At 30.7% G+C, this 19,267-nt stretch carries 17 protein-coding genes and 1 pseudogene; 6 read left to right on the plus strand and 12 right to left on the minus strand.

Translation table 11 applies throughout. The features are described 5' to 3' along the window. Positions 1 to 66: 66 nt before the first annotated feature. From xylB to KA833_RS01940, 3 genes are all read right to left on the minus strand, one after another. Complete coding sequence (xylB, locus tag KA833_RS01930; protein WP_210128278.1) at positions 67 to 1,554, minus strand: xylulokinase; 1,488 nt, start codon at positions 1,552 to 1,554, stop codon at positions 67 to 69. A gap of 339 nt (positions 1,555 to 1,893) precedes the next feature. Then, positions 1,894 to 2,817, minus strand: coding sequence for an AEC family transporter (locus KA833_RS01935; protein WP_046206948.1), 924 nt, complete (start codon positions 2,815 to 2,817; stop codon positions 1,894 to 1,896). Positions 2,818 to 3,102: 285 nt separating this feature from the next. Then, positions 3,103 to 3,273 carry a hypothetical protein gene (locus KA833_RS01940; RefSeq protein ID WP_155390634.1) on the minus strand — a complete coding sequence of 57 codons (171 nt, stop codon included), beginning with the start codon at positions 3,271 to 3,273 and terminating at the stop codon, positions 3,103 to 3,105. A gap of 633 nt (positions 3,274 to 3,906) precedes the next feature. On the opposite strand from KA833_RS01940, the gene KA833_RS01945 reads away from it, so the two are divergent. Beyond that, the gene (locus tag KA833_RS01945; RefSeq protein WP_070658168.1) at positions 3,907 to 4,728 is read left to right on the plus strand and encodes a helix-turn-helix domain-containing protein; all 822 of its coding nucleotides are present in this window, start codon (positions 3,907 to 3,909) and stop codon (positions 4,726 to 4,728) included. Positions 4,729 to 4,777: 49 nt separating this feature from the next. Here the strand turns inward: KA833_RS01945 and KA833_RS01950 are convergent, their stop codons facing one another. From KA833_RS01950 to KA833_RS01965, 4 genes are all read right to left on the minus strand, one after another. After that, positions 4,778 to 5,344: a DUF4064 domain-containing protein gene (locus tag KA833_RS01950; RefSeq protein ID WP_046206947.1), complete on the minus strand. Its 567-nt coding sequence runs from the start codon at positions 5,342 to 5,344 to the stop codon at positions 4,778 to 4,780. Between the two features lie 121 nt (positions 5,345 to 5,465). Beyond that, positions 5,466 to 5,918 (minus strand): MarR family winged helix-turn-helix transcriptional regulator, encoded by a 453-nt coding sequence (locus KA833_RS01955; RefSeq protein WP_046206946.1) that lies wholly within the window; start codon positions 5,916 to 5,918, stop codon positions 5,466 to 5,468. Positions 5,919 to 5,939: 21 nt separating this feature from the next. Then, positions 5,940 to 7,373, minus strand: a complete 1,434-nt coding sequence (locus KA833_RS01960; protein WP_046206945.1) for a YhgE/Pip domain-containing protein — start codon at positions 7,371 to 7,373, stop codon at positions 5,940 to 5,942. A gap of 265 nt (positions 7,374 to 7,638) precedes the next feature. Continuing rightward, on the minus strand, positions 7,639 to 8,112 hold the full coding sequence (locus KA833_RS01965) for a peptide-methionine (S)-S-oxide reductase (RefSeq protein ID WP_064209973.1): 474 nt from the start codon (positions 8,110 to 8,112) through the stop codon (positions 7,639 to 7,641). Positions 8,113 to 8,247: 135 nt separating this feature from the next. Between KA833_RS01965 and KA833_RS01970 the strand changes: the two genes are divergently transcribed. The 3 genes and pseudogenes from KA833_RS01970 (at position 8,248) to KA833_RS01980 (ending at position 11,281) form a co-directional block, all read left to right on the plus strand. Beyond that, positions 8,248 to 8,466, plus strand: coding sequence for a hypothetical protein (locus KA833_RS01970; protein ID WP_046206943.1), 219 nt, complete (start codon positions 8,248 to 8,250; stop codon positions 8,464 to 8,466). A gap of 289 nt (positions 8,467 to 8,755) precedes the next feature. After that, on the plus strand, positions 8,756 to 9,703 hold the full coding sequence (gene trhO / locus KA833_RS01975) for an oxygen-dependent tRNA uridine(34) hydroxylase TrhO (protein ID WP_046206942.1): 948 nt from the start codon (positions 8,756 to 8,758) through the stop codon (positions 9,701 to 9,703). Positions 9,704 to 10,363: 660 nt separating this feature from the next. Continuing rightward, a pseudogene (locus KA833_RS01980) lies at positions 10,364 to 11,281 on the plus strand (AEC family transporter). A 131-nt stretch (positions 11,282 to 11,412) separates the two neighbouring features. Here the strand turns inward: KA833_RS01980 and KA833_RS01985 are convergent. From KA833_RS01985 to KA833_RS01995, 3 genes are all read right to left on the minus strand, one after another. Beyond that, a complete protein-coding gene (locus tag KA833_RS01985; protein ID WP_046206940.1) occupies positions 11,413 to 12,252 on the minus strand; it encodes a YitT family protein in 840 nt (279 codons plus the stop codon). A gap of 371 nt (positions 12,253 to 12,623) precedes the next feature. Continuing rightward, the gene (locus KA833_RS01990; RefSeq protein WP_070812670.1) at positions 12,624 to 13,340 is read right to left on the minus strand and encodes a transglycosylase family protein; all 717 of its coding nucleotides are present in this window, start codon (positions 13,338 to 13,340) and stop codon (positions 12,624 to 12,626) included. Positions 13,341 to 13,907: 567 nt separating this feature from the next. After that, on the minus strand, positions 13,908 to 14,618 hold the full coding sequence (locus KA833_RS01995) for a transglycosylase family protein (RefSeq protein ID WP_210128277.1): 711 nt from the start codon (positions 14,616 to 14,618) through the stop codon (positions 13,908 to 13,910). Between the two features lie 441 nt (positions 14,619 to 15,059). On the opposite strand from KA833_RS01995, the gene KA833_RS02000 reads away from it, so the two are divergent. Next, positions 15,060 to 15,728: an RluA family pseudouridine synthase gene (locus tag KA833_RS02000; protein ID WP_046206938.1), complete on the plus strand. Its 669-nt coding sequence runs from the start codon at positions 15,060 to 15,062 to the stop codon at positions 15,726 to 15,728. A 129-nt stretch (positions 15,729 to 15,857) separates the two neighbouring features. Here KA833_RS02000 and KA833_RS02005 read toward each other — a convergent pair whose 3' ends face one another. Both KA833_RS02005 and KA833_RS02010 read right to left on the minus strand, forming a co-directional pair. Further along, positions 15,858 to 16,520 (minus strand): transglycosylase family protein, encoded by a 663-nt coding sequence (locus KA833_RS02005; protein WP_064209904.1) that lies wholly within the window; start codon positions 16,518 to 16,520, stop codon positions 15,858 to 15,860. A gap of 385 nt (positions 16,521 to 16,905) precedes the next feature. After that, positions 16,906 to 17,412, minus strand: coding sequence for a YfiT family bacillithiol transferase (locus KA833_RS02010; protein WP_070658159.1), 507 nt, complete (start codon positions 17,410 to 17,412; stop codon positions 16,906 to 16,908). Between the two features lie 297 nt (positions 17,413 to 17,709). Here KA833_RS02010 and KA833_RS02015 point away from each other — a divergent pair, with 297 nt between their 5' ends. After that, positions 17,710 to 19,236, plus strand: coding sequence for an SLC13 family permease (locus KA833_RS02015; protein ID WP_210128276.1), 1,527 nt, complete (start codon positions 17,710 to 17,712; stop codon positions 19,234 to 19,236). Positions 19,237 to 19,267: the final 31 nt, after the last annotated feature.

Here is a 19,267-nt window from a genome sequence, read left to right on the forward strand (position 1 = left end):
TTAAGCTTTTTATTTTCCAGGAAATATCATAAGAAATAGTGACATAATTGCACCGATATTATAATTTTATTGCGATAACTTTAATAATTCTTTTGTTATTTTTTTGGTATCACCATAGATTTTTTTATATATTGCAAAATACTGCTTATATTGCATATGGTTTTCTATACATGGTTCAAATACTTTATCATATTGTATAAATTGTCTTACCATCTCAGCGGTATCATGAAACCACCCTACACCTTTTGCTGCTATCATCGCTGCACCCATACTTGGTCCCTCTTCATGCTTTAATTTATATACTTTAGCGTTGAAGATATCAGCTTGTAATTGAAGCCAAAAATCACTTTTAGCTCCACCACCAATAGAAGTCATTTCTTTAATTTTTTTATCATTTTCACGTAAATAATAGATAGATTCATATAATGCAAAAGTAATACCTTCAATAACCGCGCGAGCCATATCTTTAATCGAATGCATACGGCTTAAGCCAATAAAACTTCCTCTAATTTGACTATCCCCATGAGGTGTACGTTCTCCTGATAGATATGGTGCATATATTAAACCATTACTCCCTATAGAAGACTGTTTTGCTTCATCCAAAATTTGACTATAAGTTAAATTTGGAGCGATGTTTTTTTGAAACCATTTCAAACTATCTCCTGCAGCTAATATTACTCCCATCGCATAAGATTTTTCAGGGAGTACATGATTAAAATGATGTAAATTGTGATAATAAGTACCCGTATGCTCAGAATCACACGCTAGTATCACACCAGAAGTGCCGATACTACATAATGTATCGCCATCGTTAATAACACCTGCACCTAATGCACCACAGGCATTATCTCCACCCCCAGCAAATACTGCCACATCATCACCTATACCTAATTCATCTGCAGTTGAAGTATTGATGTACCCTACAAAATTTTGTGATTCAATTAAATTGGGACATAATTGGTATACACCATAATACTCACAAATTTTTTTATTCCAACACTTATATGCTATATCCATTAACAACGTGCTTGAGCCATCAGAATATTCCATATTTATCGTATCTGTGAATTTAAATCTCACATAATCTTTAGGCAATAAGAACACATTTGCTTTGGACCAAATCAATGGTTCGTTTTCTTTTACCCATAACAACTTAGTTAATGTAAATCCTTCTAACACAGGATTATCCATTACATATTCACCAAATTGCTGTTTTATTTGTTCGCATTGAAAAGTGGATCTTGTATCATTCCATAAAATGGCATTTCTAAGCGGTTGAAATTGATGATCAAGCAGTACTAAACTGTGCATTTGGCCAGAAAATGAAATACCTTTGACCTTCATATTTGCTAACTTTACAGAATTTAATAAGTACTTAATGCAATCTTTAGAAGCTTTAAACCAGTCATCTGGATTTTGTTCACTAAAACCTGTTTGTTGATTAATAACATCAATGGGTTCGCTGACGCTATCTAAAACGTCACCTCTTTTATTAATAGCAATGGCTTTAACAGAACTTGTACCGATATCTATGCCTAATACAATCTCTTTCACATATACCATCCTTCAATTTATAGTTATTTTCAAACTATTTATTTTAAATGTCGTTCACGCTATATTTATAGCACAATAAATTTGAAAATAAAAATTATTTTTACAAATAAAATATTTTCGATTCAATTTTTATACAATAGACAAACAAGGATATTACATGGTTTAAGTTTGATATAGCAAGAAAAGTGGCATTAAAATTTTCAGCACTTTAAATACATCAGTGATTTTTTAATTCATAAAAATTTGCTAAAAACTGAAATAAAAAACGCCAAGATTTAATTTTTATATCTCAGCGCTTAAACGTATTGGTAATGATAATTCATATAACTTTTTATTTATCTAAAATAATAATTTAGAAGCATAAATAACAATTACCACAGTAATTGAACTTAATAAAGTTGATAAAAAGACAAGTTCTGCTGCAAGTTCAGGATGATTGTCATACTCTTGCGCTATCACAGAACTATTTACTGATGTTGGCATTGCTGAAGCGATAAAAAGTGTTTGTGCAATCACTCCTTCAATACCCATGATTTTTATAATGATTAATGCGATAGCTGGTCCAATGACTAAACGTACAAATATAAAAATATATGATAGTGACCACTTGAAAGTAAAGTTTATATTCGCAATTTGTGCTCCTAGCATGATTAAAGCAATTGCAATCATCGCATCTGCCACATAATTAGCTGGCGTCCAAATAAATTCCGGTATGGGGATATCCGCATAATTTAAAATAATTGCAAGTAACAAAGCGTATAGCACTGGCATTTTAAAATACCCTAACATCGCTTTTAACTTTCCAATTTGTGCAGACTGTATTGCAAAAATGCCATACGAAAAAGTGAAAATATTTTGTAATGATAAAACGATGACTTGAACAGACATCGCGAGTGGATCTCCCTTAAACACTAAATCATTAACTGGTACACCATAATTTCCAGAATTAAAAAATAATACACTATTGGTTAACGTCGTAGCTTCCCCTTTATCCCTCTTGTTTATTAAAGTTAAAGCTTTGCCCACGATATATAAACAAATTATGTATATTATAAAGAAAACTACAATATATAATAATAAATGTAATTCAAAATTTGTCTTATAAAACTTTACAAAAATAAATCCTGGTACAAACACATATATATTTAATTTCGCTAAAGTTTTTAAATCTAGTGTGAACTTTTTCTGTAAGATAAATCCCAATACAATCATTATGAAAATAGGTAATAATACACTTTGTAATATATATATCATTTCACTCATTATATAACACTTCCTTGTAAGAAAATTTAACACTAGACATATTTCATTTGTGTTTAAGTTAAATTTAGATATCTGACCATTAAAATTATGTCGTTGATATACTTTGAAAATATAAAAATTAGGAGTGAAATAAAAATTGATAAATTAGAAATCAATTTTATATTTCAACTCCTATATCGTATCAATAGAATGCTAAACTTTGCTTTGTTCATACTATTTTAATATGTGCATGATTTAATGGAGCACTTTACTATTTAAAGAGGTTTATAACAATAAAATAATGAATTATTCATCTTTACGGTTATCCTCATTGCTATTAGTCGTATTATTTATGTGCTTTTGATCATCGTTATTATTTTCTTGCTCTCTTTTGTTTCGTTTTTTTTCTTCCAAAATTGACATAACTATAAAGCCAATAACCAATAGCGGTGTAAGTATACCAATCATCATCATCATTTAGCTCACCTCATTCGTTAATTTCAATTTAATGTCTATATTAACCTTTACTATCAATTTACATGTTTTTATTATCTTCCTCAATAGAACAACTTATTTTATTGCATTTTAATTTAGTTTAATAACAATCCAATTTATGCTACTTGATTTGATATTACCCCAATTTGTATACAGCATTCTATTTTTTGGACGCTAAACTCACTAAAATGCTACTTTTATGATTCTCATTTTATGGAAATCAATACCCTATGACATCTTGCTAATTAGCTGGAATACTGACTTAATACAACGCTGAAAATATTTTCAATTATTCAGTACTTCAAAATTATTCACGAATTGTTCGAATTTATCACTATTTTTACGCTCAATAATAGAATATATTATAAACAGATGTAAAAATTATCCATTTTTTTAGTTTTAGAATTTTATTTTATTATAATTACGCAACATTAATTGACGTATTAATTTTAAAAAGAGTACTATTTAAATAAATGAAATTAAATTTAAGTATATCTACATTTCCAAAACAAATTTATTGCTCTCACTCCCAATACCTTAATACTTAATCTGATTCTCATTTTACATAAATTGATGCTAACTTTTCTAGCAACATTTAAGGAATGGAGGGTTTCAATGGATTATAATCACATCATTTATGATGAAGGTGATCAATTAGAAAATTTAAATACACCTAACTTTTCCAATATATATTTGGTTATTTCAGGTATGATTCATTTCCAAAAAGTAAAATCAAATTTTATATTTCATCGAGGCGATGTATTTGTGGTATACGATTTCGAAGAAAATCTCATTGTACATCGAGAAGGTATGCTTGCTTGTATTTCAGTAAATAATTTAAGTTATCATCGTTTCACCTTAATCAATCGAGAAAATCTTCTAGAAAAATATAAATTAAGTAAGTTGATTACCGAAACTTATATTACAACTTTAAAAAATATTTTAGAAAATAATTTATTTAATGGAGACATCGGAGTTATTAAATTAATTAATTACCTCAATTCATCTCAAGCAAATATATATGGTCAGTTGACTTACTCGAATAAATTAATTAAAAACGTTGTAGACTATATTAACCAACATTACAAGCAACCATTAACGCTTAATTTACTAGCTAAAACATTTTACGTAAATAGTAGTTATTTATCTAGAGAATTTTCAAAAAAAATGAATATTTCATTAATCAAATACATTAAAAAAGTTAAAATCTATAGTTTATCTAGGGATTTATTAACAAATGGCAATAGCGAATCAATTTGGGTAGATTATGGGTTCCGTTCATACAATACTTATTTGAGAGATTTCAAAAATGTGATGCATATGACACCAAAAGATTTTATAAAACAACATAATTCTAAAAATACAAATACGAAGATAGAGCCACATCAATTATATAATCAACTCCAATTAATTTTAGATACAATCAAATCTGAATAATATATAAAAAATCCAAGTTTACCTATCAAAGGCAAACTTGGATTAAAAATTAATATTTATATTTATTATCCTCGTCAGTATCGGAATAATTTTCTTTGATTTTTTCTTGTTCGTTCTCTTTTTGATTTTCAGATAATACATATGAGTTATTATGTTCATTTACTTGTGACCCATCTTTGATAAAGGGATTAGCATCATCTTCTTCATCTCTGCTATAAATAGGTTTTTGAGGTTTTCTTACTAGCAACATGATACCGGCTACTAACCATAAAATGGCAGTAATCCAGTTACCGATTAATGAAATAACACCCACAATGATTAATAAAATGCCGGCAGCTTTGGCTTTTTTACCAATTAACACTGCACCAATAATCGCCACTATAAGTAGCACAATAGATAATACTAGTCCTGCAGTTACCAAGGCACTTAACATATTAATAACCGCTTCTCCATTTTCATATGTGATTGAACTATCATCTTCCATCATTGCTTGTATCATTGCATTTTTATTGTCACCATTTCCAATTAATGGTAAGAATATTGCCAGAACAATTACACCTAATAGCTGTAAACCAATACCAATCCAGGCAAGTATACGTTCAGCTGTTCTTTTCATTATGTTTCACCCCTAATCAAAAATTTATGTTTTTCAGTTAGTATACGCTTGAAATTATATCATTTAGTATACTAATCCTGTAGCTACAAGTCCATGTATAACTCATTTAATTGCTTAGTAATTATTTACTTTTTCTAAAGGCTTCATCGATTCGTTCCAATTGATTTACAAAATCTTCTATTTCTTCAAGTGAAAATTGGTTACCTAAGCGATTTTTCACTGATTCACTCATTGCTGAAGTCGCTTGTTTTAAAAAACTTTCACCTTCTAAACTTAATTGGACTAATTTAATTCTTTTATTGTTTGAGTGTGCCCTTTGCACATAACCCATTTCTTCAAGTTTACCGATTCTTTTTGAAGCAGCTGTTTTAAATATATTTTGTAGCCCAGCTAACTCATTAATCGTAACTTGACCTTTTGTTTGAATAATTCTCATCGCTTCAATTTGTTCTCTTGAAAGTAGGTTTGTGAGAGATGATTCATTCACCATTTCAATAATTTCTTTGTTTAAATACAGCATCACGATTTGAAATTTGGTTATCGCTTTCTCAATCGATGCATCTACATCATTCATCACTTTATCCCCCTTTATAAGTTACTTGAATTCGATAGAAAGTGGTAATTTTTCACGTTTATTAAACCATAATAAAACTAAATATTGTAAAATCATCATTACGATAATGATTCCGATAAGTAGAGCTACAACAAATCCAAAGTCGAAGTGACCTGCATTAGTGAATATTGCTTCTCTATATCCTTGAATAGCATAGGACATTGGTGAAAATGGATGTATCCATCTATAGAACGTTGCAGAAAGCTCTATTGGGAACATACCTTCACTTGCACTCAATTGTAAGATTAAAAGAATCATTGATATAAAGAGTCCTATTCTATCTAAGAATAATGTTAGGAATGATGTGATTGTAATTGCTGCAATAGCCCATAATAACCCTACTAATATAAATTTCCAGACATTACCAACTGACATATTAAATACAAATAATACCCAACTACTCATGAACAATGCAGATAACGCACCTTGAACAATATATAATGCAAATTTTCCTAAAGTTTGTCTTATTGAAGTTGTAGATTTATCAATCGTTTTTCTCAATGGATAAATCGCACTAAACGATAGCGCACCAACAAATAAACTTACACTTGCCATATAAGGAACAATTGTTGCACCATATTCATCAGCATTCGTCGGATTATTTTCTTTTACTTTAGTAACATCATTAAGCGCTTTTTCATTTTCGGATTCAAATGAAACATTGTTTTGCTGACTCACTGCGTCGTCTATTTTTGATTTTAATTCGTCATTATTAGCCTGAAGCTCTTTCAACCCATCTGTTACTTGCTGATTTCCTGATAATAACTTTTGAGCTGGTTGACCTACCATCGGCGCCATTTGTTGAATACCATCTGTCACTTCTTGATTACCATCAATAAGTTGTGTTTCTGCATCAGACATTTGCCCTAATGCATCAGATGTATCTTGATAACCTGATTGTGATTTTTTAGCACTAGCGAATAATTCATTCAAATAATTTGATCTAATATTATCTTTTATAGATTCAGTCACTGTATTGATAGCTGAATTTGCAGATTGACTGCCCGTATAGCTAGAGCCTGGGTTCACCTTAGTTTCCAGATTTATTTTTTTAGGATTTTCATCTAAAATTGTCGTTGCATTGGATGAAGCATTCTTGGGAACGATAATTGTTCCTACACTTTCACCTCTATTCAATTGCTTATCTGCTTCTTTTTCAGAAACAACTTGAAAATCAAACTTATCATTATCTTTTAATTTGTCTACTAAATCATCACCGATAGTAATATCTTTATTATTAAGCGTTGCTTTTTCATCATGGTTGACAACAGATATTTTTAGATTTTCTGTCTTGTCGTATGGATCCCACATTGAACCAACAAACAAAGCTACATATAGCAATGAAATAAGCGATATAGCAATTAAAGAGACCACTAACATTTTATTTTTAAAAATAAATTTAAATTCATTCAACATTTTTCCAACTACCTTCCTTTAATCGTACATCCCGTGTACTATAAAATAAAAAAAGACTAAAACAAAAATATTTGTCTTAGTATAATGCGTATGACTAAGTATTTAAAGGGATAAAAATACATTAGTACACCCCATGTACTTTTAGTATATTACGCCCCTTAAATTTAAATGTCAAACCCTTTTTTCAAAAATTTTATGGTTATTTTTTATGAAAATGTTTTCAAAATATACAAAGAAGTTTTACTTTAAAATCTATATTGTTTCATCACTTTTTATACTTATTAATAAGTCCTTTAGGTATATGACAGTAGTCGTTTGGAAATTTTGATAATCTGTCTTGATGTGCTTCTGCACTTTTAACATAATTCGTCAGTGGCAATACCTCTGTGGCTATAAGATGATGATCTTCAATTGCATCTATGTATGCCTGTGCTTCTTTTAAATGTTTTGCGTCTTCACTATATAAGCCAGTTCTATATTTTAATCCTATATCTTGACCTTGTTGATTTACACTATAAGGGTCAATAATTTCAAAAAGATACCCCATTAAATCAGAAACAGATACTTTTTCCGGTTCAAAACTCGTTTTAATTACTTCTACATAACCATCATATTCTCCATCAAGTGTATGCGTAATACCATTTGCCCTACCAGCTTCTGTTTGAATGACACCTGGTAATGTCTTAACGAATGCCTGAACACCCCAAAGGCATCCACCTGCTAAATATACAGTTTCCATTCTATCCTCTCCTGCTTTATTTCATTGATTAATAAAAGTATAGCCACCTCAAGCATATGATGCAAACGCCTATATATTGATGGTTTATTTTTTGTTAATAGGGAAAAATTATAATAGAGAATAAGGAGGTATAACATGCCTAAAGTTAAAGAAAGATTATTAGAAGATATTGAAGAAAAGCCTTCAAGAGCTGACAGTGATTTTAATTCAGAGAAAGAAATGCAACAAAATGCTTTTGAACGATTAGGCAAAGATGTAGTGATTATAGAAACACTTTCTATTATGAATATTATCTTTGCTATCAGTACAATTAGTTTAGTAGTTGCACTTATCTTTACAAATAAAAATAAGTAAATTTATATACATGTTCTTTTCATTGATAATAAATTTGAAAAGAACATGTTTTTCATCATAATTCAAATGCTCTTCAAAAAATTTTTGACAATATTTAGTTTTACAAAATTTTTAAATTGAATATTGTTCCTTTTTTGTTACAATATAGTGAGGAGAATTTCGTCCTTTTATAAAAGCATATAGCAAACATTCATAATATCATTATGAATGATAGCCGCACGACATCACTAAACTATTAATTTTATATAAAACTATTATAAACAGAAATAAATTAGAGGAGAATAGAATTATGGATTACAGAGTATTATTGTATTATAAATATACAACGATTGAAGACCCAGAAACATTTGCTACAGAGCATTTAGATTTTTGTAAAGATTTGGAGCTTAAAGGACGTATCTTAGTATCAACTGAAGGTATTAATGGTACTGTATCAGGAACAGTTGAAGCAACAGAAAAATATATGAACGCATTACAATCAGATGAAAGATTCAAAGGAATTACTTTCAAAATTGATGAAGCAGATGGTCACGCGTTTAAAAAAATGCACGTGCGTCCTAGAAAAGAAATTGTAGCATTAGATTTAGAGCAAGATATTAACCCTAAAGAACTTACTGGTAATTATTTATCACCTAAAGAATTTAAAGAAGCATTATTTGATGATGACACAATTGTTATCGATGCGCGTAATGATTATGAATATGATTTAGGACATTTCCGTGGTGCGATTCGACCTAATATTACTCGTTTTAGAGATTTACCAGACTGGATTAAAGAAAATAAAGATCAATTTATGGATAAAAAAATCGTCACTTATTGTACTGGCGGTATTCGCTGTGAGAAATTCTCCGGTTATCTATTAAGAGAAGGTTTTGAAGACGTAAGCCAACTTGAAGGTGGTATCGCCACTTATGGAAAAGATCCAGAAACAAAAGGTGAGTATTGGGACGGCAAAATGTACGTATTTGACGAACGTATCAGTGTAGATGTCAATCAAGTTGAAAAAACTGTTGTAGGTAAGGAATGGTTTGATGGGACACCTTGTGAACGTTACATCAATTGCTCTAATCCTGAATGTAACCGTCAAATTTTAGTATCTGAAGAAAATGAAGCACGTTATTTAGGCGCTTGTTGCCATGAATGTGCTGAACACGAAAATAATCGCTATGTTAAAAAACATGGTATTAGTGATGAAGAAAAAGCAAAACGCCTAGAAAACTTTAAACAACTTGTCTAGTAAATGATGCTTTGAAACACTGTATGAACATACGATAATGTCATACAAAATATTAGACATATCTATCAAGTTAACTAAAAAATAGTCTGGGACATAAAGTTCTTAGACAAGTGAAAAAGGCAATTTCTATTGAAATAATATAGAAATTGCCTTTTTCAATACTGTTTTAATTATAGTTAGCTCATTGAGTTACTACTTGGATTGATATAGTGTCTTATTTTTTAAAGTATTTAACGTAAAAGTACATATGAATACATTGTATTTTGGCGAGACGTTTGCTGGAACAAGACAATCTGAAGACGAGACAAACTGAATCTGTCCCTAAGAAATCGAGCCAACAATATGCTGCAATATTGAATAATCAAAGAAACACTCAGATGGATTGAATTAAATCATATGAGTGTTATTTTTCTAGGGTTTATGTTTCAGTACCTTGTCTTTTTAAAATTACTTTTTTTACATAATTAGCTACCGCACGCTTTATATTTATTGAGATTTTTACATTTCACTTACTATTTGAGCAACATAATGATAATCTTTACTTATCAATTCTAATTATTAAGATTTATTTTACTTATAATAAATATGTGCTAACGTAAAAGTAAATGAATATTGCATTATTTTTCATCACATAAAATTTTTAGAGATAGAAGGTTGCTTATGTTTATTTTTATTCTTTCAGAAGTTATTTTGCCTATTTTACTTCTGATATTGTTGGGTTTAATACTTCAAATAAAATTTTCTTTTAATCTTAAACACTTTTCCACTTTAATAACATACTGCTTAATGCCGGCATCAGTATTTGTAAACATTTACCAAATTAACATTGATATACCTTTATTACTAAACATAATATATTATATTATCATTTTCAGCGTTATTTTAATTTTACTTGGCAATTTAATTTCTAAATGTCTACATTTAGAAAAAGGAGAAAGTGCTGCTCTAAAAAATAGTATTTCGTTAATGAATTCAGGAAATTACGGGTTACCAGTCAGTCAACTCGTATTTAGTCATAATCCAATCGGTGTCTCAGTCCAAATTTTCATTTTAGTATTTCAAAATTTACTCACATATTCTTATGGTATGTATAATCTACTATCAGCTAGTAAATCAATGGCAGATATCACACGCGGATTTTTACGTCTACCAGTTTTTCATGCACTTCTACTAGGAATTATCTGCCAAGTTTTTACTGTTAAGCTTCCCAAAACGATTTTAATTCCCCTCGATCAACTCTCTGATGGATTTGTAGCTATAGCACTGATTTTGTTAGGAGCACAACTTGCCAGAATTAAAATCAACTTTTTCCATCGCGTTATTTCATGGTCACTTATTGGTCGTTTAATAATAAGTCCAATACTTTCTTTAGCAGTTATCTATTTATTAGGTTTAGACGGTGTTGTGGCACAATCACTTTTTATTGCTAGTTCTTTCCCTACTTCAAGAAATACTTCTACGATTGCCATGGAATATCAAATAGAACCGTAATTACATGCACAAATTGTATTGTTTTCTACATTATTTAGTATTTTTACAGTTACCACTGTTATCTTTTTATCTCGTATCTTATTTTAAAAATTGGTAATGATAACATATTTATCCCATAACAAATGCGCATATAAAAATACCAGCCATCCAATATATAAATGAAAGACTGGTATTTTCAAATTTTTGTAGTTAATTTGAAGATATTTGCTTTTCTATGCTTATTGTAATTTCATAAACCCATTTCCTAGGACATCTCGTACATCATGGATTACTAAAAAGGCATTTTCATCATGACGATTTACAATTTTTTTAATTCTAGCTAACTGATTTTGAGGAACGACTACGTAAAGTACATTCGTCTCTTTTTGTTGATATCCTCCTACACCATTTAGCAGTGTTGAGCCACGACCTGTTTCTTCATTAATTTGTTTACTAATGTCTGCATTAAAATCTGAAATAATAGTAATCGCTTTTTTAGGATTAAATCCTTCTATTACAAAAGACATGCTTTTTTCAACGATAAACAACATGACAATAGTATAAAGTACATTTTGTATAGGTAAGACAAGTAAGAATGATAAAACTATCAATGAATCAAGTATAAATAATGCTTGTGACGTTTTAATTTCGCTGTATTTGTTTATAATTTTTGCAATAACTGAAGTACCGCCCAATGTACTACGGGCAGATATCACAAAGCCTGTACCGATACCAATGAGCACGCCTGAAAAAATAGTATTGATAAAATCAGACTCTAAATTTAAATTAAAAGATTCAGTAATACCCAAGAAGAATGAACTTGCAACCACAGTAATCAAAGTATAAAGTGCAGTTGTTTTACTTAGATATTTCCAACCAACACCAATTAATATGATGTTAATGATAAGTGTCGTCAACGCTGGAGAAAGACCTAAAGTATATTTTAGATTCAAAGAAATACCGACTGTGCCACCTTCTCCTAAATTTGAAGCTAAAACAAAAGAATTGACGCCTATTGCAATTAAAAAAGTACCTAAAAGACAAAAACAAATATTTTTCAGATGAATTTTATATACCATTGAACCAACACCTCTTTCTATAGATTAATCTATTTTTTGAACAACCATTTTCTTAACTATACTTCGTCCATTTTGCTTTCAACACAAAAAGAAACTTTTCAGCAATAGCTAAAAAGTTTCAGAATTACAATTTCAAATTATAATTTTTTTAATACAGAAAACATAATAATAAAAATACGTATGTTTTTCAATGTATGCGGGTTATGTTGAATTATAAGTATATAATGTTTACTTCAATTTATTATAAGCTGTTTAATATTATGCTCTAATTTAATCATTTTCATGTTCCACTAAAAAATGAAAAATCCCTAGATTCTATAAAAGAACCTAGGGACTGATGATACAATATTTCAAAATTAAATATTATTTTATTATGCAGTAACCCACTGTGAAGCACCTTCAGATTCATATAAATCCATTGCTGCTTGGTCTTGTACTGATTCTGGTGCTTCCGTTGGTGATACACCTTTATATTCATCTGGTGCTACTGAATCCCATGTACTTTGTAGGAATTGATATTTACCTGCTGCACCTGAAGATGGATTAACTGCTTTTAAGTCGCCACCTGATTCACGTTGCGCGATTTGTTTCAAGTGATCGTTCACGTCTACAGATGAACCACTTGATGCTTCACTTGAACTACCTGTTGATTGTTGTGATGAAGCTGCTTCTTGTTGTGGTTGTTGCGTTTGCTCAGTTTGAGGTGCTTGCTCTTGTGCTGGTTGTTCTGATGAAGCTTGTTGTGGTTGTGTTTGGTCTTGAGTTTGCGGTGCTTGTTCTTGTTGTCCTGCATTAGTTGTTGATTGTGTTGATGCATCGCTTGATCCGTTTGAACCTTCACCATAGCTCCATGACCAATTTGTACCATCAGATTCAAAGTTATAATTTAAATTATCTTGATTAAAGTTATAGTTATAAGCACCTTCATGTACTGGCTTAGCATTTAATTGTTCAGGGTTGTTTTGTGCTTGTTGAGCTAGTTGTGCTTGATCGATACCTTGTTCAGACGCATCTGCTGAATTTCCTGCTGCAATTCCTGTTACGCCAAGTCCTACTGCTAACGTTGAAGCTAATACTGTTTTTTTCATTATTAATAAATCCTCCTAAGAGATAATACTTTTAAATTTGCTTTTTAAATTTGTGTTTCGTTTTTGCAAAATTACTTTTATCAAATTTGCTAGTTCCCACTGTAACATCTAGAAAAAGCTTGTGGGTTACAGTGAAGTTAAAAAATATCTAGATTTTTTACGTCCTAATGACATAAAAGTTAAATATTACACTCATCAAAAAACCTTAGAACGCCATCATCATCGTTTTAAGGTTAGTTATATTTTCAATTTTATTGTAATGATGTTGTAATAAAAGCACTTTTTATTCTATTATTGCAAGATTTAGTTCATTAATTAATAAGTCAGCAGTTTTAAATTAAGTATTATTTTTAGTATATTATTTAAATATCTTTTTTAAAATTAACTTTTCTATTAATTTTCTACAATTAATTCTATAACTTTCGAAAATATATGTCTTTCCCTCAATGTAAAAAGGACTAATCCATGTTGGTTGCTAACGGATTAGTCCTTTATTTTTAGCATGAGCTTTATATGTCACTCACTCTATACATTTATATTCATATTTTAAAATTGCATATTATCTTATTATGCAGTAACCCATTGTGAAGCACCTTCAGATTCATATAAATCCATTGCTGCTTGATCTTGTACTGATTCTGGTGCTTCTGTTGGTGATTGACCTTTATATTCATCTGGCGCTACTGAATCCCATGTACTTTGTAAGAATTGATATTTACCTGCTGCACCTGAAGATGGATTAACTGCTTTTAAGTCGCCACCTGATTCACGTTGCGCGATTTGTTTCAAGTGATCGTTTACTTCTACTGATGAACCACTTGATGCTTCACTTGAATTATCTGTTGATTGTTGTGATGAAGCTGCTTCTTGTTGTGGTTGTTGCGTTTGCTCAGTTTGAGGTGCTTGCTCTTGTGCTGGTTGTTCTGATGAAGCTTGTTGTGGTTGGTCTTGAGTTTGCGGTGCTTGTTCTTGTTGTCCTACATTAGTTGTTGATTGTGTTGATGCATCGCTTGATCCGTTTGAACCTTCACCATAGCTCCATGACCAATATGTGCCATCAGATTCAAAGTTATAATTTAAATTATCTTGATTAAAGTTATAGTTATAAGCACCTTCATGTACTGGCTTAGCATTTAATTGTTCAGGGTTGTTTTGTGCTTGTTGAGCTAGTTGTGCTTGATCGATACTTTGTTCAGACGCATCTGCTGAATTTCCTGCTGCGATCCCTGTTACGCCGAGTCCTACTGCTAACGTTGAAGCTAATACTGTTTTTTTCATTATTAATAAATCCTCCTAAGAGATAATACTTTTAAATTTGTGTTTAAATTTGTGTTTTCGATTTTGCAAAATTACTTTTATCAAATTTGCTAATCCCTACTGTAACATCTGGAAAAAGCTTGTGGGTTACAGTGAAGTTAAAAAATATCTAGAATTTTTACGCCTCAATTACATTGATCACGTACCTCAATTCCATTCAAAAAACCAACACATCAATCAGGAACTATTATTCTACTTTTACAAATATGTAATGACAATGTAATTAGTGTGAAAATAATATTCACTTTCACCTTAATAAATAATTACTTTTTATGATTTTTAAATATAAGGAAGATTGAATTTATATCTAACTACTGATAATATCTTAATTTGGTTTAATTTTAATAATTTTATTTTAAAATTTACGAAAACTAATAATGTATATTATGTTGGAGGAATTAAATGTTCGACAATATTCTTTATGAAGATAACCATTTATTAATGGTAGAGAAACCTATCAATGTTCCTGTACAAGAAGATAACTCAAGAGATCAAGATTTGTTGTCTATTTTAAAAAATTACATAAAAGTCCAATACAATAAACCAGGAAATGTATATCTTGGTCTCGTACATCGCCTTGATCGGCCTGTTGGAGGCGCAATCGTATTCGCTAAAACATCCAAAGCGGCTTCTAGGTTATCTAATGAACTTAGAAAACAAAAATTATATAGAACATATCTAGCGATTATTCACGGTGTACCTTCAAAAAAAGAAGGTGAACTTCGTGATTATTTATGGAAAGATAGAAATAAAAACATTGTATATGTGGTTAATTCCAAGAAAAAAGAAGCTAAAGAGGCAATTTTGAATTATAAAGTTATCAAAACCATTAATCGTAAAACTTTGGTTCAAATCCAATTAAAAACAGGTCGTTCACATCAGATTAGAGTTCAATTCGCAAATCAAAACTTACCCTTATACGGAGATCAAAAATACGGCCAAAAATTTAATAAACCCGGTCAACAAATCGCACTTTGGGCATATAAACTCAGTGTCAAACATCCAACTAAAGATGAAATTATTTCTGTAACTTCTACTCCAAATAAAGGTGTTTGGAATGACTTTTTATAACTTTATGCTTAAATACACGTAACTTTATCCAATTGTTAAATAAAAAAGCTATGAAAGCTTCTCTACTGAAAGATGCTTTCATAGCTTTTATTAGTATTTTTTGATTTTAATTAAGAATTATAATTCAGATTATGCAGTAACCCATTGTGAAGCGCCAACTTCATTGTAAAGTTTTACAGCTGCAGCATCTTGTACTGATTCTGGTGCTTCTGTTGGAGATACACCTTTATATTGTGCTGGTGCTACTGAATCCCAAGTGCTTTGTAAGAATTGGTATTTACCTGCTGCACCTGAAGATGGGTTAACAGCTTTTAAGTCGCCGCCTGATTCACGTTGCGCGATTGCTTGTAAATGTGAATTAACGTTTACTGAAGAACCACTTGAAGCTTCATTTGAGCTTGATGATTGAGTTGAAGCTTTCGTAGTTGCTTCTTGTTGAGGTTGTTGTGTTTGTTCAGTTTGTGGTGCAGTTTGTTGAGCTGGTTGCTCAGTTTGTGCTTGTTGTGGTTGTTCTACAGTTGAAGCGTTAGCGCTTGAACCTTCACCATAACTCCATGACCAAGTTTGTCCATTTGATTCAAAGTTATAGTTTAAACCATTATAATTAAAGTTATAGCTATATGAGCCTTCTTGTACTGGTGATGCATTTAATTGTTCTGGGTTAGATTGTGCTAAGTTTGCTAATTCTGCTTTGTCAATACCTTGTTCAGCCGCGTCAGCTGAATTTCCTGCTGCAAATCCTGTTACACCTAATCCTACTGCTAATGTTGAAGCTAATACTGTTTTTTTCATTTTTGAGTAAATCCTCCTACAAGTTTGTTTTTATATTTTTAAGAATTAATTTTATCTGTGATATTGAAACCAATTGTTATTTTTGAAAAATCCAATGCTGTTTCAACCAATTTCCAGTAAATACTATAACATCCATAAAAACCTTGTAGGTTACAGCGAAATTAAAAAAATCCTGTGCATTTTACATAATAATTACATTAAATCGAATATAAATTCGAAGATAATTTGTAAAAAAACCTATTCCTAAAGTATATAAACTAATTTTCAAACTAATTTTTCTGTAACACAATTGTAATTAGTGTGACAACTATCGTAGTTAGTTTGTTATTTATACATGAAAAAAACCGTTCAATGATTAAAATTGAACGGTCTCAACATATATTTATTATGATAATGCAATTTTAATATGCGCTAAATGATGTTCTTCATGCCAAGCTAATTTAGCAACTTTAGTAGCAACAGATATTTCTCCGCTTCCTCTTAATGTAAATGTACGATTCAAATCATTTTCTGTTAAATGATTACCAATTGCTATAATACGTTCATTTATACCTTCTAACATTTTAAGGGAACATTCTATAGGAAGTTGACTATCAACAAGTTTAGCCCACTCATCTTGAATAAAAGGATCAACAACTGGATTCGTATCTGTTAATGCCAATTTTAAGCGTTGAAACATATTTAATTGAGAATCTGCTATATGATGAACAAGTTGTCGTACATTCCAACTTTTCTCCCGATATTGTTTATTTAACGCTTCTTCATTTAAATGATCTACAGTTTGTCTTAATCTATATGCATACGTCTCAATTTCACTAAGCCATCGTTGGATATCTTTTAGTGTCACATAATCTGGTACTTCTAATTCACCAATTGGAAATCTAACATCCATATTAATCACCTTTTTTATTTATTAAATGTTTAATGGCATTCTTATATTTTCCATTAGTATTGCTATTACCTATTTATTATTAATTAAACTTGCAAACGATTTAATGTCGCAGTGTTGAACGCCTCTCCCATATTCATATCAAAAGTATCTTCTCATAATTACTATAAAATTTTTAAAATTAACGATTTATCATATACATAATTAGTAACTTTTTATGAACTTTCTTAAATTATAATGATACAACTTAATAAAATTTGTAATATTATTGTGAAAGATATAACAAGGGAGTGGAAATATATGCGTAAAGATTCATCTACTAAATCTACATCTCATTTTAAACCATTTTGGTTACTCACAAGCATCACCGTCTTAATCGCTTTGTTGTTATTGCCTACACCAGAAAGTTTACCGCTTATGGCTAAAAGCGCATTAGCAATATTATTATTTGCAGTCATATTATGGGTTACTGAAGCAGTGACTTATCCAGTTTCTGCAGTCATGATTGTTGGACTCATTATTTTATTGATAGGGTTCAGTCCAGTACAAAATTTATCTGAATCACTAGGGCATCCTCAGTCAAATGGTGAAATATTGAAGGGAAATTCACTTTTCGGAACAGGTAATGCTTTAAAACTTGCTTTTAGTGGGTTTTCTACGAGTGCATTAGCTTTAGTTGCGGCTGCTCTTTTTTTAGCAACCGCAATGCAAATCACACAACTTCATAAAAGGCTTGCGCTCATTGTACTATCTGTAGCAGGCAATAAGACAAGTCGCATCGTCATAGGTACAATATTAGTAGCAATATTTTTAGCATTCTTCGTTCCATCAGCAACTGCACGAGCAGGTGCTGTGATTCCTATATTATTAGGAATGATTACAGCATTCGGTGTTGCTAAACAAAGTAAATTAGCTGGACTTTTAGTTATCACAGCTGTACAAGCAGTTTCTATTTGGAATATTGGTATAAAAACTGCAGCTGCACAAAACATTGTCGCAATTAACTTTATAAATGATCAATTGAATACTGATATATCATGGGGGCAGTGGTTATTATATGCAGGACCTTGGTCTGTATTGATGTCAATTGCGCTTTATTTTATCATGCTTAAAGTGATGCCTCCTGAAGAAAAAGAACTTTCAGGCGGTAAATCTTTAATTCAACAACAGTTAAAAGCGATGGGGCCCGTAACTTCTAAAGAGTGGCGTCTTATTGTAATATCTATCATTTTATTAATACTTTGGTCTACCGAAAAAATATTACATCCTATTGATTCATCTTCAATCATTTTATTAGCACTGGCTGTCATGCTAACTCCTAAAATTGGCGTCATGTCTTGGAAAGAAGCTGAAAGTCGTATACCTTGGGGAACTATTATTGTTTTTGGCGTTGGTATATCTTTAGGAAATGTACTTTTAAAAACAACAGCTGCGCAATGGTTGAGTGATCAAACGTTTGGCATCATGGGTTTAAATCATTATCCTCTTGTAGTAACCATTGCATTAATTGCACTTTTCAATATTTTAATACATTTAGGTTTTGCAAGTGCAACAAGTTTAGCATCAGCGTTAATTCCTGTATTTATTTCACTAACCACTACCTTGGATTTAGGCAATCAGTCTGTGGGATTTGTGCTTATACAACAATTCGTTATAAGCTTTGGTTTCTTACTACCTGTAAGCTCACCACAATCAATGTTGGCCTATGGCACAGAAACATTTACTGTTAAAGATTTTTTAAAAACAGGGATTCCTATAACGGTTATTGGTTATTTACTTATGATTTTATTTAGCGCCACTTATTGGCATTGGCTCGGTTTAATTTAATGTGAAAATTATCCTTATCCATAACAAAATC

Origin of the sequence: Staphylococcus sp. GDY8P67P (assembly GCF_017892545.1) — a bacterium.
GTDB classification, from domain to species: Bacteria; Bacillota; Bacilli; order Staphylococcales; family Staphylococcaceae; genus Staphylococcus; species Staphylococcus ureilyticus.

Excerpts from the sequence above, each read along its gene's own strand:
- KA833_RS02005 (WP_064209904.1), bottom strand. The coding sequence starts at position 16,520 with ATGAAAAAAACAGTATTAGCTTCAACATTAGCAGTAGGATTAGGTGTA.
- KA833_RS01985 (WP_046206940.1), bottom strand. The coding sequence starts at position 12,252 with ATGGTATATAAAATTCATCTGAAAAATATTTGTTTTTGTCTTTTAGGT.
- KA833_RS01965 (WP_064209973.1), bottom strand. The coding sequence starts at position 8,112 with ATGGAAACTGTATATTTAGCAGGTGGATGCCTTTGGGGTGTTCAGGCA.
- KA833_RS02015 (WP_210128276.1), top strand. The coding sequence starts at position 17,710 with ATGCGTAAAGATTCATCTACTAAATCTACATCTCATTTTAAACCATTT.
- KA833_RS02010 (WP_070658159.1), bottom strand. The coding sequence starts at position 17,412 with ATGGATGTTAGATTTCCAATTGGTGAATTAGAAGTACCAGATTATGTG.
- KA833_RS01940 (WP_155390634.1), bottom strand. The coding sequence starts at position 3,273 with ATGATGATGATGATTGGTATACTTACACCGCTATTGGTTATTGGCTTT.
- KA833_RS01960 (WP_046206945.1), bottom strand. The coding sequence starts at position 7,373 with ATGTTGAATGAATTTAAATTTATTTTTAAAAATAAAATGTTAGTGGTC.
- KA833_RS01955 (WP_046206946.1), bottom strand. The coding sequence starts at position 5,918 with ATGAATGATGTAGATGCATCGATTGAGAAAGCGATAACCAAATTTCAA.
- KA833_RS01970 (WP_046206943.1), top strand. The coding sequence starts at position 8,248 with ATGCCTAAAGTTAAAGAAAGATTATTAGAAGATATTGAAGAAAAGCCT.
- KA833_RS01995 (WP_210128277.1), bottom strand. The coding sequence starts at position 14,618 with ATGAAAAAAACAGTATTAGCTTCAACGTTAGCAGTAGGACTCGGCGTA.
- KA833_RS02000 (WP_046206938.1), top strand. The coding sequence starts at position 15,060 with ATGTTCGACAATATTCTTTATGAAGATAACCATTTATTAATGGTAGAG.
- KA833_RS01990 (WP_070812670.1), bottom strand. The coding sequence starts at position 13,340 with ATGAAAAAAACAGTATTAGCTTCAACGTTAGCAGTAGGACTTGGCGTA.
- KA833_RS01945 (WP_070658168.1), top strand. The coding sequence starts at position 3,907 with ATGGATTATAATCACATCATTTATGATGAAGGTGATCAATTAGAAAAT.
- KA833_RS01950 (WP_046206947.1), bottom strand. The coding sequence starts at position 5,344 with ATGAAAAGAACAGCTGAACGTATACTTGCCTGGATTGGTATTGGTTTA.
- trhO (WP_046206942.1), top strand. The coding sequence starts at position 8,756 with ATGGATTACAGAGTATTATTGTATTATAAATATACAACGATTGAAGAC.
- KA833_RS01935 (WP_046206948.1), bottom strand. The coding sequence starts at position 2,817 with ATGAGTGAAATGATATATATATTACAAAGTGTATTATTACCTATTTTC.